The 14,794-nt window shown below is 72.7% G+C and carries 8 protein-coding genes and 1 pseudogene; 6 read left to right on the plus strand and 3 right to left on the minus strand.

Annotated features, from left to right (window positions below; translation table 11 throughout):
• Positions 1 to 103: 103 nt before the first annotated feature.
• The gene (locus ACZ4S3_RS04835) at positions 104 to 1,858 is read right to left on the minus strand and encodes an NAD+ synthase (protein ID WP_467925701.1); all 1,755 of its coding nucleotides are present in this window, start codon (positions 1,856 to 1,858) and stop codon (positions 104 to 106) included.
• A 114-nt stretch (positions 1,859 to 1,972) separates the two neighbouring features.
• The gene (locus ACZ4S3_RS04840; protein WP_467925704.1) at positions 1,973 to 3,643 is read right to left on the minus strand and encodes a multicopper oxidase family protein; all 1,671 of its coding nucleotides are present in this window, start codon (positions 3,641 to 3,643) and stop codon (positions 1,973 to 1,975) included.
• A gap of 547 nt (positions 3,644 to 4,190) precedes the next feature.
• On the opposite strand from ACZ4S3_RS04840, the pseudogene ACZ4S3_RS04845 reads away from it, so the two are divergent.
• The 4 genes and pseudogenes from ACZ4S3_RS04845 to ACZ4S3_RS04860 form a co-directional block, all read left to right on the plus strand.
• Positions 4,191 to 4,616: pseudogene (locus ACZ4S3_RS04845) on the plus strand (DUF998 domain-containing protein); the annotation flags it as partial.
• A gap of 74 nt (positions 4,617 to 4,690) precedes the next feature.
• Positions 4,691 to 5,581 carry an alpha/beta fold hydrolase gene (locus tag ACZ4S3_RS04850; protein WP_467925706.1) on the plus strand — a complete coding sequence of 297 codons (891 nt, stop codon included), beginning with the start codon at positions 4,691 to 4,693 and terminating at the stop codon, positions 5,579 to 5,581.
• 390 nt (positions 5,582 to 5,971) lie between these two features.
• Entirely contained in the window at positions 5,972 to 7,333 is a 1,362-nt protein-coding gene (gene glnA, locus ACZ4S3_RS04855; protein WP_467925709.1) for a type I glutamate--ammonia ligase, read from the plus strand.
• A gap of 26 nt (positions 7,334 to 7,359) precedes the next feature.
• A complete protein-coding gene (locus ACZ4S3_RS04860; protein ID WP_467925711.1) occupies positions 7,360 to 10,383 on the plus strand; it encodes a bifunctional [glutamine synthetase] adenylyltransferase/[glutamine synthetase]-adenylyl-L-tyrosine phosphorylase in 3,024 nt (1,007 codons plus the stop codon).
• 181 nt (positions 10,384 to 10,564) lie between these two features.
• Here the strand turns inward: ACZ4S3_RS04860 and ACZ4S3_RS04865 are convergent, their stop codons facing one another.
• Positions 10,565 to 11,203: a TetR/AcrR family transcriptional regulator gene (locus ACZ4S3_RS04865; RefSeq protein ID WP_467925714.1), complete on the minus strand. Its 639-nt coding sequence runs from the start codon at positions 11,201 to 11,203 to the stop codon at positions 10,565 to 10,567.
• 180 nt (positions 11,204 to 11,383) lie between these two features.
• Here ACZ4S3_RS04865 and ACZ4S3_RS04870 point away from each other — a divergent pair, with 180 nt between their 5' ends.
• Together ACZ4S3_RS04870 and ACZ4S3_RS04875 are read left to right on the plus strand one after the other, a co-directional pair.
• On the plus strand, positions 11,384 to 13,003 hold the full coding sequence (locus tag ACZ4S3_RS04870; RefSeq protein WP_467925716.1) for an APC family permease: 1,620 nt from the start codon (positions 11,384 to 11,386) through the stop codon (positions 13,001 to 13,003).
• 63 nt (positions 13,004 to 13,066) lie between these two features.
• Complete coding sequence (locus tag ACZ4S3_RS04875) at positions 13,067 to 14,710, plus strand: amidohydrolase (protein WP_467925719.1); 1,644 nt, start codon at positions 13,067 to 13,069, stop codon at positions 14,708 to 14,710.
• The last annotated feature ends 84 nt before the right edge of the window (positions 14,711 to 14,794 follow it).

Raw genomic sequence — 14,794 nt, forward strand, 5'->3', positions numbered from 1 at the left:
AACAACGTGGGAGGCCCGCCAAGCGCAGCGGAGGGGCCGCAGGCGTAACGGCGACAAACCACCACGGCGGGAAAGCCAAAAACGTGGGGCCAAAAGCCAAGCGCTACGCGCCCTCGCGCCAGTGGTTGGTGATCGGCAGCCGTCGGTCCTTGCCGAAGCCCTTGGCGGAGGTCTTGGTGCCCGGCGGGTACTGGCGGCGCTTGTACTCGGCGCGGTCGACCATCCGCAGCACCCGCGTCACCAGCTCCGCATCGAAGCCCTGCGCCACGATCTCCTCGCGGCCCCGGTCCCGGTCGACGTACAGCTCCAGGACACGGTCCAGGATGTCGTAGTCGGGTAGGGAATCGGTGTCGACCTGGCCGGGGCGCAGTTCGGCGCTCGGGGGCTTGGTGAGGGTGTTCTCCGGGATCGGCGGGGTCTGGCCGCGGTCGGCCGCCGCCTGGTTGCGCCAGCGGGCGAGCTGGAAGATGACGGTCTTGTAGACGTCCTTGATCGGGCCGTACGCGCCCACCGAGTCCCCGTAGAGCGTCGAATAGCCGCACGCCAGCTCGGACTTGTTGCCCGGGGCGAGGACGAGGTGGCCCTCCTGGTTGGAGATCGCCATCAGCGTCGTCCCGCGCAGCCGCGACTGAAGGTTCTCCTCGGCGAGCCCGGTCAGGCCCAGGGCCTCCATGTACGCGTCGAACATCGGGGCGATCGGGACCGTACGGAAGGCGAGTCCGGTGCGGTGCGCGAGGTCGGCGGCGTCGGTGAGGGAGTGGTCCGACGAGTAGCGCGAGGGCATCGCGACGGCGTGGACGTGCGCCGGGCCCAGCGCGTCGCAGGCGAGCGCGGCGACCAGCGCGGAGTCGATGCCGCCGGAGAGCCCGATGACGACGCTGTTGAAGCCGTTCTTGGCGACGTACGCGCGCAGTCCGACGACCAGCGCGGTGTAGATCTCCTCGAGGTCGCCCAGCCGTTCGGCCTCGCCGCCGAGCGTCTGGGGGGTGTAGGGCGGCAGCGGGTCGGGGGTCAGGACGACATGGTCGACGCGCAGTCCGTCGTCCAGGACGCCGGAGGGCGCCTCGGGCGCCGCGTCCGGCAGTTCGAGGTCGACCAGCACACAGCCCTCCGCGAACTGCGGCGCCCGTGCGATGACCCCGCCGTCCCTGTCGACCACGATGGAGTCGCCGTCGAAGACCAGCTCGTCCTGCCCGCCGATCATCGCCAGATAGGCGGTGGTGCAGCCGGCCTCCTGGGCCCGCTTGCGCACCAGTTCCAGCCGGGTGTCGTCCTTGTCCCGCTCGTACGGCGAGGCGTTGACGGAGAGCAGCAGGCCGGCACCCGCGCTGCGGGCCGCCGGGACCCGGCCGCCCTCCTGCCACAGGTCCTCGCAGATGGCGAGCGCGACATCGACGCCGTGCACCCGTACGACGGGCAGCGTGTCGCCGGGGACGAAGTACCGGAACTCGTCGAAGACGCCGTAGTTGGGCAGGTGGTGTTTGGCGAAGGTCAGGGCGACCTCGCCGCGGTGCAGTACGGCGGCGGCGTTCTGCGGGGCGCCGGCCGGCCGGCCGTAGCGCTTCTCGTCCTGCGCGCAGCGGTCGAGATAGCCGACGAGCACCGGGAGTTCCCCCAGTCCCTCGGCGGCCAGCCGGCCGGCCAGTGTGCGCAGCGCCGTGCGGCTCGCCTCGACGAAGGACGAGCGCAGCGCGAGGTCCTCGACGGGGTAGCCGGTCAGCGCCATTTCGGGGAAGGCGACGAGGTGCGCGCCCTGGTCGGCGGCGTGCCGCGTCCAGTGCACGATCGTCTCGGCGTTCCCGGCGATATCACCGACGCAGGAGTCGATCTGATTGAGGGCGAGACGAAGTTGGGCCACGGAATCAGTGTAGGTGAGGTTAATCGTCCTTGTGACGTAAAGGGGGGCTGGGGAAGGGGGTGGGAGGTGGGACGTCCTACCTCCCGCCCCCGTTCCCGGTCCGCTGTCTGCGGCCTACTTCTTGCGGTAGCCCAGGATCGTCATCATCCCGGACTCCGAGTGGTAGATGTTGTGGCAGTGCAGCATCCACAGCCCCGGATTGTCGGCGTCGAGGTCGACGTTCACCCGGTTGCCGGGCAGCACGATCGCGGTGTCCTTGCGGGCACCGCCGTCGGGCAGCGCGAAGGTGTGCCCGTGCAGATGCATCGGGTGCCACATCCTGCTGCGGTTGTGGAAGGTGAGCCGCACCCGCTCACCGGCGGCGACCGGGTAGCGCTGGGACGGCGTGTACGGCTTCCTGTTGAGCGCCCAGTCGTACCGCTTCATCGACCCGGTGAGATCGAACTCGAGGGTGCGGTCGATGCTCCGGTTCTCCGTCCGTACGGACTCCGCGGCCTTCAGCGTGTACGGGCTCAGCAGCTTGCCGTTCAGGTTCTCGGGGCGGGTGGCGGGGCCGGGCGCCGCGCCGCCGCCGGTGCGCAGAATGGCGAGCGCGGTGCGGTTCTTGCCCTCGGCGAGCGCGGTCAGCGGGAAGGCGCCGTCCTTGGCGGTGACCAGGACGTCGTAGCGCTCGCCCATGCCGATCAGCAGGGCGTCGGTCTCGGCGTGCTGGACGGCGTAGCCGTCGGTGTGCGTGATGGTCATGGTGTGGCCGCCCAGCGCGACGCGGTAGGCGGTTTCGCCGCCCGCGTTGATGAGGCGGATCCGGATCCGGTCGCCGGGCTTGGCGCGGAAGGTCCGCGGGTCCTGGGGGGTGCGGCCGTTGATGAGGTGGTACGGGTAGGCCACATCGCCGACGTGGCCGCGCAGCAGGTCGCTGTGGGCTTTGAGGCCGATGCGCACGGGCCCGCCGGTGCCGGGATCGGTCCGGTCGTCGCCCGTACCCTCGTCGCCCATGTTCATGCCGTGGCCGGAGGATCGGCCCCGGCCCTTGTGGAACTGGGCCAGCACCGCGTCCGGGGTGCTGCCGTCCACCCCGTCGACCCAGTCGTCCACCATCACGATCCACTCCTTGTCGTAACTGAGCGGCTCCCTGGGGTCGTCGACGATCACCGGCGCGTACAGCCCGCGGTCGATCTGCACGCCGGTGTGCGGATGCAGCCAGTACGTGCCGGGCTTCGAGGTGGCGAACCTGTAGGTGAAGGACGCGCCGGACTTGATGGGGCGCTGCGTCACACCGGGGACGCCGTCCATGTCGTTGCGCAGCGTCAGCCCGTGAAAGTGCACGCTGGTGGTGGTCTTCGGGAGGTGGTTGGCGAGCTTCAGCTGGAGGATGTCGCCCGCGGTGACCCGGATGATCTTGCCGGGCAGTTCGTCGCCGTACGCCCAGGAGCGGACGGTGTGGCCGCCCAGGTCCAGCTCGGTGGCGGTCGCGGTGAGCTTGAACTTCCGTACGGTGCCGCCCGTGCCGCGCCTCTTCTCGGCCTCGGCGACCTCCGGGCCGTCGGGGCTGACATAGCCGCCCGGGTCGCCGTCGTGGCGCATGCCGTTCTTGCCGTCGTCCGTACCGGCCCTGCCGGCCAGGCCGTCCATACCGTCCATACCGTCCGTGCCGTCCGCGCCCTCGTGCGGGCCGGAGCCGCCGCCCGAGCAGGCGGCGAGCAGGCTGCCGCCCGCGACGGCGGCACCGGCGCCGAGCACGGCACGGCGGGAGCGGGACGGGGGCTGGGGGGAATGCGTGCGCATGGGTGAGCACCTCGTGTCGGTGTCGCAGTGATGTCGAAGTGATGAGTTCGGTGAAGGGGAGCGGGGCGCGAACGCGAGCAGGCGTCGGCGTCCGGACGCGCTCCTCCACGTGCAGCACCGACAGTTGGGCGAGGAGTCTGCGGCGGGGCGGTGCCGGGACCGGCCGCAGGCCGCGCGGCAGACGGGCGGGGCGACGGCGCCGCCGTGGCCGGTGGGCCGGTGTACGGCGCGCAGGGCCCGGGACCGGTCGCGGGGTGCGCCGCCATCGGTCCGAGCCGGCCCGTCGGCCCCGCCGCCGGCCGCACTGCCGGGCGGGCCGCCGCGGCGAGCGTCCGACGGGACGTCAGACTCGCCGCGCGGTACCCCTCCTGGGTATCGATCCCTGGTGGCGGCCCGCCGGTCGCCGACGAGCCCGTCCGCCCGTAGCGCTATGCGCCGGTATCACCGCATTGCCGTAGGTCATCCGCCTATCCTTGGCCTTCCCACGCCGCCCGCGTGCCCGGCGCTCCGTCCGACCGGCCGGGTTCCACCCGATCCGATCACCAGGATGTCTGTGACCCCGACCCGCCCTCTGCCCGTTCGCCGGGTGGCCGCCGCCTTGCTGCTGCTCGGGGCCGTCGCCTGCACGGCCTGGGTCCTGGAGGTCGTGCTCGCCACCGGGACCGACCCCGTACAGGCGTACGTCAGTGAGCCGGCGGCCGCCGATCAGCCGCTGGGCGCGCTCTTCCGCGCCACCGACCTGGTGGCCGGGCTGCCGGTGCTCGCCGGTGCGTCGGCCGCGCTGACGGCCCTCGAGCGCAGGCCCTGGACGACGGCGGGCCGGGCCGCGCTCGCCCTCTTCGGCGCCGCCATCGCCCTCGACTCCCGGCTCCCGCTGAGCTGCGCGCCGACCGGCGACCCGGAGTGCGCGGCCCGGGGAACCGCGGGCCTGGTGCCGGCCACCCACACCGCGCACGCCCTCAGCGGCTCCCTCTACCCGGTGGTGCCGGCCGGGTGCGTGGGCCGCCCGGCCGGGCATAACGAACCCAGGAGACCGAAGCCGGAGGAATGCCCATGACCCGACGTCCCATACGCGCCCCCGGCTGCATCCGCACCGTCGACGGCATCCCCCTGCACCTCCTCGCCGAGGGCAGCGGCCCCGTCTGCGTCCTCAGCGGCGGCCTCGGCATGGCATGGTTCGACTGGGACCGGGTCGCCGCGCTGCTCGCCCCGTACCGCACCGTCGTCCGTTTCGACCGCCCCGGCCTGGGGCTGAGCGCCCCGTCGCCCGCGCCGCCCGCGCTCGTCGCCGAGGCGGACCGCATCGCCCACGTCCTGGACGCCCTCGGCCACCACGGCCCGGCCACCGTCGTCGGCCACTCTCTCGCCGGCTTCCACGCCGAGGCGTTCGCCCGTCTGCATCCCCGCCGCTGCGCCGGCCTCGTCCTGGTCGACGCCAGCATCGAGGAGGACCCGCGCCCGCTGCTGCCCCGCGCGGTCCGTACGGCCTGGGCCGGCGGCCTCGCCGCCACGCTGTCCGCCGCCGGGGTGCCGCGCGCCCTCGGCCCCGCCGCCCGCCGCCTGATCGGCCGCGCCACCACCGTCGGCAGCCACCCGCCGCACCCGTGGGAGCGCGCCGGATACCGCACCAGCCGGGTGCTGCGCGCCTGCGTCCTGGAGAACGCCACCTACTCCTACCAGGCCGCCGAACTCGTCGCCCTGCGCCCCGGCCACCCGCTGCCCGCCCTGCCGGTCATGGTCCTGGCGGCATACGACGGCGGCGAGACGGCCCGTGACCTGCGCTGGCTGGAGCGTCAGCGGGCGCTCGCCGCCGAGCTGGGCGCCCGCTTCGCGGTCGCCGCCCCGGCCGGCCATCTGGTCATGGCCGACGCCCCCGAAGCGGTCGCCCGCGCCGTACTGGACCTCGCCCCCATCAACCCCGGTCCAAGAGGCCGGTGAGGAGCGGCGGCTCCCGGGGCGAGAGGGGTGGCGTGCACCGCGTCCGGGGTGACCCGGAAGCCCTGCCCCATGCGTCGTCCCCCCGTGAATCCGGGCTGCGGCCGGCAGCCCGCCTCGGCGTAGGAACGCGATGAAACGGCCCCCTCAATTCCCGGTCAATGAATCACCAGTGACGGTCCAAGACTGCGCCAAAGCCCCCGATTGCCGCCCTTGGCCGCGCTGACTCTACGTACTGCGGGAAGGATCGGGGCGAGGGTCACGGCCCAGCGGTTCTGCTTCAGGCCAAGGGTGCGTAATGTGACGGTAACCCCCTCACGTGATACTGGTGTGCCACGCCGCGTTATCCCACGCGGGCGGACAGGCCGATTGACCTGCAAGGATTGGTGTGCCATGGACAAGCAGCAGGAGTTTGTGCTCCGGACTCTGGAAGAGCGCGACATTCGCTTCGTCCGCCTGTGGTTCACCGACGTGCTGGGGTTCTTGAAGTCGGTGGCGGTGGCTCCGGCGGAGCTGGAGCAGGCCTTCGACGAGGGCATCGGCTTCGACGGCTCCGCCATCGAAGGATTCGCCCGGGTGTACGAATCCGACATGATCGCCAAGCCGGACCCGGGCACCTTCCAGATCCTGCCCTGGCGAGCCGAGGCCCCCGGCACCGCCCGGATGTTCTGCGACATCCTGATGCCGGACGGATCGCCCTCGTACGCCGACCCGCGCTACGTCCTCAAGCGCATCCTGGCCAAGACCTCCGACCTCGGCTTCACCTTCTACACCCACCCCGAGATCGAGTTCTTCCTGCTCAAGGACAAGCCCGTCGACGGCCAGCGGCCCACCCCCGGGGACTCCTCCGGCTACTTCGACCACACCCCCCAGAACGTCGGCATGGACTTCCGCCGCCAGGCGATCACGATGCTGGAGTCGATGGGCATCTCGGTGGAGTTCAGCCACCACGAGGGCGCCCCCGGCCAGCAGGAGATCGATCTGCGATACGCCGACGCGCTCTCCACCGCCGACAACATCATGACGTTCCGGCTGGTCATGAAGCAGGTGGCGCTGGAGCAGGGCGTCCAGGCCACCTTCATGCCCAAGCCGTTCTCCGAGTACCCGGGCTCGGGCATGCACACCCACCTCTCCCTCTTCGAGGGCGACCGCAACGCCTTCCACGAGTCGGGCTCGGAGTACCAACTCTCCAAGGTGGGACGTTCCTTCATCGCCGGCCTGCTGCGGCACGCGGGCGAGATCTCCGCGGTCACCAACCAGTGGGTCAACTCCTACAAGCGCATCTGGGGCGGCGCCAACCGCACCGCGGGCGCCGGCGGCGAGGCCCCCTCCTACATCTGCTGGGGCCACAACAACCGCTCCGCACTGATCCGCGTCCCGATGTACAAGCCCGGCAAGATGGGCTCGACCCGGGTCGAGGTCCGCTCGATCGACTCCGGCGCCAACCCGTACCTGACGTACGCGGTACTGCTCGCCGCGGGCCTCAAGGGCATCGAGGAGGGCTATGAGCTCCCGGCCGGCGCCGACGACGACGTCTGGGCGCTGTCGGACGCCGAGCGCCGGGCGATGGGCATCGCGCCGCTGCCGCAGAACCTCGGCGAGGCCATCGAGCTGATGGAGCGCAGCGAGCTGGTCGCCGAGACCCTCGGCGAGCATGTCTACGACTTCTTCCTGCGCAACAAGAAGCAGGAGTGGGAGGAGTACCGCTCCGAGGTCACCGCCTTCGAGCTGCGCAAGATGCTGCCCGTGCTCTGAGCCACCGCCCACCGAGAGGCCGGACCATGGCACTTCCCGCTCCGCAGGGACGGCGGAGCAGCACCTTCACCCGGCTGCTGAGGCACGGTTTCACCGACCCCTCGGCGGCCGGGCGGCTGCTCGAAACCCCCGAATTCTCCTCCGTACGCGAGGACTCGGTGCTCCTCGAGGCGCTCGGCGCCACCGCCGATCCCGATCTCGCGCTGCTCGGCCTGGCCCGCCTGGTGGAGACCCTGGGACCGGACGAGCGCCAGGAGCTGCTGAGCACGGTGGTGGCGGCCAAACCGCTGCGCGACCGGCTGCTGGGCGTGATGGGTGCCTCCGAGGCACTCGCCGACCACCTCGCCCGGCATCCGGACGACTGGCGCTCGCTGGTCACCTACGAGTCCGTCGATCTGCACCCCACCACCCCCGAGTTCGAGCAGGCGCTCGCGGAGGGCATCTGGGGCGAGCGCGGCGCGGGCCGCTCGCGCGCGGACGCGCTGCGGGTCGCCTACCGACGGAGCCTGCTGGGCATCGTGGCCCGCGATGTGTGCGGTACGACCGACGTCGCCGAGGCCGCGGCGGAGCTGGCGGACCTGGCCACCGCCACCGTACGGGCCGCCCTGCAGATCGCTTACGAGGAGGCCCCCGGCGACGCGGCGGTCAGCCGGCTGGCCGTCATCGCCATGGGCAAATGCGGCGGCCGGGAGCTGAACTACGTCTCCGACGTCGATGTCATCTTCGTCGCCGAGGCCAAGGAGGGCGTGGCGGAGGCCGAGGCGCTGCAGGCCGCCACCCGGCTCGCCTCGCGGACGATGCGGCTCTGCTCGGACGTCACCGCCGAGGGCACCATCTGGCCGGTGGACGCCAACCTCCGCCCCGAGGGCCGCAACGGCCCCCTCGTACGGACGCTCAGCAGCCACCTCGCCTACTACCAGCGCTGGGCCAAGACCTGGGAGTTCCAGGCGCTGCTCAAGGCCCGCCCGATGGCCGGCGACCTCGAGCTGGGGCAAGCCTACGTCGAGGCGCTGGCGCCGATGGTCTGGCACGTCTCCGAGCGGGAGAACTTCGTCGCCGACGTCCGCCAGATGCGCCGCCGGGTGATCGCCAACATCCCCGCCGACCGCGTCGACCGCGAGCTGAAGCTCGGCCCCGGCGGGCTGCGCGATGTCGAATTCGCCGTGCAGCTGCTGCAGTTGGTGCACGGCCGCAGCGATCCCACGCTGCGCAGCGCCAGCACCCTGGACGCGCTGGCCGCGCTGGCGGCCGGCGGCTATGTCGGGCGCCAGGACGCCGCCGCACTGGACACCGCGTACCGCTTCCTGCGTGCGCTGGAGCACCGCATCCAGCTCTTCCGGATGCGCCGTACGCATCTGATGCCCGAGGAAGAAACGGATCTGCGGCGCCTGGCCCGCTCATTGGGCTTCTTCACGGAGCCCGTTGACACCCTCCGCAAGGAGTGGAAGTGGCACGCCAGAGAAGTGCGCCGCCTGCATGAGAAGCTCTTCTACCGTCCCCTGCTCGATGCCGTCGCCCATCTGGAGCCCGGTGAGACGAGATTGTCCGCGAAGGCCGCGGGCCATCGCCTGGAAGCCCTCGGGTACGCCGATCCGGTCGCCGCGCTGCGCCACCTGGAGGCGCTGGCGTCCGGTGTGACCCGTAAGGCCGCGATCCAGCGGACGCTGCTGCCGGTGCTGCTCGCCTGGTTCGCGGACTCCGCCGATCCGGACGCCGGACTGCTCAACTTCCGCAAGGTTTCGGACGCGTTGGGCAAGACGCCGTGGTACCTGCGGCTGCTGCGCGACGAGGGCGCGGCCGCCGAGAACCTCGCCCGGGTGCTGTCCGCCGGGCGGCTCGCCCCCGATCTGCTGCTGCGCGCCCCCGAGGCGGTCGCCCTGCTGGGCGCCGCCGACGGCCTGAGGCCCCGCGGCCGGGCCGCCCTGGAGCAGGAGGTGCTGGCCGCGGTCGGCCGCGCCGACGGCGCCGAGGCGGCGGTCGCGGTGGCCCGCGGGGTGCGCCGCCGGGAGCTGTTCCGTACCGCCGCCGCCGATGTGATCGGTGCGTACGGCACGGACGGCAACCCCGCCGCGGAGGACCACGGCAAGGCCATCGACGCCGTCGGCTCCGCGGTCTCCGACCTCAACGCCGCCACCCTCGCCGGCGCGCTGCGCGCCGCGGTCCGCGAACAGTGGGGCGACACCCTGCCCACCCGCTTCACCGTCATCGGCATGGGCCGGTTCGGCGGCCGTGAGATGAGCTACGGCTCCGACGCCGACGTCCTGTTCGTCCATGAACCCCGCGAGGGCGCCGACGAGCAGGAGGCCGCCAAGGCCGCCCAGGCCATCGCCAACGAAATGCGCCGGCTGCTCCAACTCCCCTCCTCCGACCCGCCGTTGCTCATCGACGCGGATCTGCGCCCGGAGGGCCGCTCGGGCCCGCTGGTGCGCACCCTCGCCTCCTACGCGGCCTACTACCGGCGCTGGTCGCTGGTGTGGGAGGCGCAGGCGTTGCTGCGGGCCGAACCGGTCGCGGGCGACGCCGAGCTGGGGCGGCGCTTCACCGATCTGATCGATCCGCTGCGCTATCCGGCCGAGGGCCTGGGCGAGGACGCGGTGCGCGAGATCCGGCGGCTCAAGGCCCGGATGGAGTCCGAGCGGCTGCCACGCGGCGCCGACCCGACCACCCACGCCAAGCTGGGGCGCGGCGGCCTGAGCGATGTCGAGTGGACCGTACAGCTGATGCAGATGCAGTACGGCTGGGAGATCCCCGGGCTGCGCACGACCCGTACCCGCGAGGCGCTGGCGGCGGCCCATGCGGCCAAGCTGATCGACACCGAGGACGCGCAGACCCTGGACGAGGCCTGGGTGCTGGCGGCGCGGGTGCGCAACGCCGTGATGCTGGTCCGCGGCCGCCCCGGCGACACCTTCCCGGCGGACGGCCGGGAGCTGGCGGCGGTGGGCCGCTATCTCGGCTACGAGGAGGGCCACGTCGGGGAGATGCTCGACGACTACCGCCGGATCACCCGGCGGGCGCGGGGCGTCGTGGAGGAGCTCTTCTACGCGGGCTGAGCGGGGCCACGGGGCGAGCGGGGGCTCCGGGGGCGGTCTTCGGGGAGCGGTCTTCGGGGGTGGGGCGCGGTCTCAAGGGGCCGGGTGCGGCCCTGGGTAGCGTCGTGCCGACACGTGGTGTGCCGCGGGAATGCCCCCTGCCACCGCGTCGTTGTGGCTCCGCAGGGGGCGTGTGCAACCCCTAAGGGATCTGTTCGCCCGCCCCCTGGGGGAGCGAGCCCGCCAGCAGCCCCCGGCAGTGCGCGAGGAACCCGGCCAGCGTCAGATCGAAGGCCTCGTCGGCGCGGGCCGGGCCGGCCGCTGCCTGTGCCGCGGACAGCCGCGGCGCGCTGACGTCCTCGGACACCTCCCACATGGGCTCCGGCGCCGACATGTCCAGCGCCGAGCCCAGCACGATGTTGTCCAGCCCGGAGATGACGGGCATCACGGCGGCCGGGGCGAAGCCCGCGTCCAGCAGCAGCCCGGCCACCTGCTCGTACTGGGCGAGCACCTTCGGGGCGCGGACCGGTGACGTCATCAGCATGGGGATCGCGTGCGGGTGGGCGGCGAACGCGGCGCGGTAGGAGCGCGCCCAGGCCTCCAGCGCGAGGTCCCAGCGGGCGGCACCCAAGGTGCCCGGGTCGATCGCGTCGGTGATCCGTTCCCGCAGCAGTTCGACGACCCCCGCCCGGCCGTCCACATGGTGATACACCGAGGCGGTCTGCACACCGAGTCTGCGGGCCACCTCCGGGACGCTGAAGTCGCCCTTCTCGTCGACGAGTTCGAGCGCGGTCGCCCCGATGCGTTCCTTGTCCAGCAGGGCCTTGCGCGGCCGCCCCATGGTGCCCCCTCCCGGCCGACCCCGCCGCAGGGTCTTCCCGAATCGTACGGCGGGGGGTACCTTCCACAAACCGAAAGGCTTTAGGTTTTTTCTGAGCGGTCAAGCTGCCGTCACCATCCCCGTACGGGCCCAACCGCCGCCACTCTTCCCCTCTCCGTCCCCGCAGAAGGGCGCCGAGCCATGGCCGTAGAGTCCGAGTCCCGTGACGGGACATCGCAGCAGACCGCAGCACCACCCGCCGCCGACGGTGCCTCCTCGCTCCGCCGGGGCACACTCGGCGTCGCCGACATCGCCTTCTTCGTCATCTCCGCCGCCGCGCCGCTCACCGTCATGGCGGGCACCTCCCCGCTCGCCATCGGTGCCGGCGGCATCGGAGCCCCCGTCGGCTATGTCCTGGCCGGCGCCACCCTCGCCCTCTTCGCCGTCGGCTTCACCACCATGGCGCGCCATGTCCGCAACGGCGGCGGCTTCTACGCCTTCATCACCCGCGGCCTCGGCCGCCCGGCCGGCTTCGGTGCCGCCACGGTGGCCCTGCTCGCGTACAACGGCATGCAGATCGGCGTCTACGGACTGCTCGCCACCGCCACCCAGGACGCCCTCGAGGCGTTCTGGGGCCTCCACGCCCCCTGGCCGCCGATCGCCGTCGCGGGCGTCCTGGTCATCTGGTACCTCGGCTACCGCAGCATCGACTTCGGCGCCAAGGTGCTGGGCGTCCTGCTCGTCGCCGAGACCGGCATCCTCGTCCTGCTCGCCTCGGGAGTGCTGCTGCACGGCGGGGCACACGGCCTCGCGGTGGACTCCTTCACCGCCGGCAACGTCCTGGTGCCCGGCACCGGCGTGGTCCTCGCCTTCGCCTTCGCCGCCTTCACCGGCTTCGAATCCACCGCCATCTACCGCCGCGAGGCCCGCAACCCGGCCCGCACCATCCCGCGCGCCACCTACATCGCGGTCGCCTTCCTCGGCCTCTTCTACGCCTTCACCATCTGGATCATCATCCAGGCCTTCGGCAGCGACAAGATCGTCGCGGCCGCCCTGCACGATCCGGCGGGCCTGTTCTTCACCGCCACCACGAAGTACGTCGGCACCTGGGCCGCCGACCTGATGCACCTCTTCATCATCACCAGCATCCTCGCCTCCCAACTGGCCTTCCACAACGCGATCAACCGCTACGGCCTGGCCATGGCCCAGGAAGGCGTACTGCCCGGTCCGCTCGGCAGGGTCCACCCGCGCCACCGCTCCCCGTACCTGGCCGGAGCCGCCCAGAGCGTCCTCGCGGCCGCCGTCGTCATCGGCTTCGCGGTCGCCGGCATGGACCCGTACCAGCAGCTCCTCCTGTGGATGAACACCCCGGGGATGCTGGGCCTGCTGGCCCTCCAGGCGATCACCGCGGCCGCCGTGCCCTGCTACTTCCGCCGCTTCACCCACCAGGAAGGGGCGATGCGCACGGTCGTCACCCCCATCGCCGCCACCGTGCTCATGATCGGCGCCCTCTGGCTGGTCATCGCCAAGATCGACCTGATGACGGGCGCCCCCTTCGCCACCAACGCCGCCCTGGTCCTCACCGTCCCGCTCGCCTTCGCCCTGGGCCTGCTGCTCGCCTGGCGGGTACGCCGCAGCCGCCCGGAGGTCTACGCGGGCTTCGCGGCGGAGCCGGCGGCGGAGGAGGCGGAGGAGGACGAGGCCGACGGACCCGATGAACCCGGCGAAATCGGCGAACCCGGCGACGCGGCCCGTGAACGCGGCGACGCGGCCCCCGAACCCGCCGAAAGGCACCGTCAACGCAGCGCAGAGGCCCGCTGACCCGCCTCACCCGGCCGCGGCCGCACCGCCCCCACCCCACTCCGCACCACCCAAGGAGCCGACATGTCCTCCGCCCCCGCGTCCCGCACCACCGCCGACACCATCCTCACCGGCGCCCGGGTACGCACCCTCGACCCCGCACACCCCACGGCCGAGGCCGTCGCCGTCAAGGACGGGCGGATCCTCGCGGTCGGCGAGGAGCGGGACGTAAGGGACTGGCGCGGCGCGGCGACCGAGATCATCGACCTGGCCGGGGCCACGCTCACCCCCGGCCTGGTCGACGGCCACAGCCATCCGGTCTGGGGCGTCGAAATGGCCACCGGAGTGGACCTCTCCGACTGCCGCGACCTCGAGGGCCTGCGCACCGCGCTGGCCACGGCCGCCCGCGCCCTGCGCCTCGGGTCCTGGCTCACCGCCTGGGGCCTGGACCACAACGTTTTCGCCGGCGCCCCCGTCCACCGCGACCTGATCGAGGACGCGCTCGGCGGCGTCCCCGCCTTCATCCGCCTCTACGACGGTCACTCGGCGCTGGTCAGCGGCCGCGCCCTGCAGACGGCGGGCATCACAGGACCGCGCGAGTTCGCCCAGCGCGCCAGCGTCGTCTGCGACCCGGACGGGCGCCCCACCGGCCACCTCGTCGAACACGCCGCGATGAACCTGGTGTCATCCCACGTCCCACGTCCTACCTCCGCCGACCGCCGCACCCGGCTCCTCGGCCTCCTGGACGCAATGGCCGCGAACGGCCTCACCGGCGCCCACGTCATGGACATGGAGAACGACGACGTCCCCGAGCTGCTGTCCGGCATCGAGGCGGGCGGCGAACTCCCCGTCCGCCTCCGCCTCGCCCCCTGGTGCATGCCCGGCATCGGCACCGAAGGCCTCGACCACCTCGTCGAGTTGCAGCGCCTGGCCGGCCGCCGCTGGCGGGTCGGCGGCGTGAAGTTCTTCATGGACGGCACCGTCGAGGGCGGTACGGCCTGGCTCGAGCACGCCGACTGCCACGGCCAGGGCACCGACGCCTTCTGGCCGGACCCGGCGGCCTACACCCACGCCGTGCACCACCTCGCGCGGGCCGGCGTGCGTACCGCCACCCACGCCATCGGCGACGCCGCCGTACGACACGTCCTGGACACCGTCGAACTCCTCGGCGACGACCGGATCGGCGCCCGCTACCGCCACCGCATCGAGCACATCGAGACCGTGCCCGACGAACAGCTCGCCCGCTTCGCCCGCCTCGGCGTCGCCGCCTCCATGCAGCCCACCCACACCGCCTACACCCGCGCCGACCACACCGACGCCTGGTCCCGGCGGGTCGGCGAGGAACGCGCCGCCCGCGCCTGGCGCTGCCGCGATCTGCGCGATGCCGGCGCGGTCCTGGTCCTCGGCTCCGACTGGCCGATCGCCCACCACGACCCCCGCCAGGTCCTGGCCACCGCCCGGCTGCGCCGCCCCGCGGGCGAGTGCGACATCACGCCCGTCACGCCCGAACAGGCCCTGACCGGTCTGATGGCCCTGGAGGGCTGCACCTCACACGCCGCCCTCGCGGTGGGCGAGGAGTCGGAGGCGGGCCGCATCGCCCCCGGCTTCCGCGCCGACCTCACGGCGCTCGCCGTGGACCCGGTGACCGCCCCGGCCGACGAGCTCGGCTCCGCGCCCGTACGGCTGACGATGACAGGCGGGCAGATCACCCATCGCGGGGTGGGCTGACGGCGGATACGTATGCGGCCGGCGCTGGGCCGTTCGGGTGATGCCGTGCCTGGCGGGTGAGGCGCTGGGCGGTCCGTCGCACCG

The sequence above is a fragment of the Streptomyces sp. NPDC028368 genome (assembly GCF_055565615.1).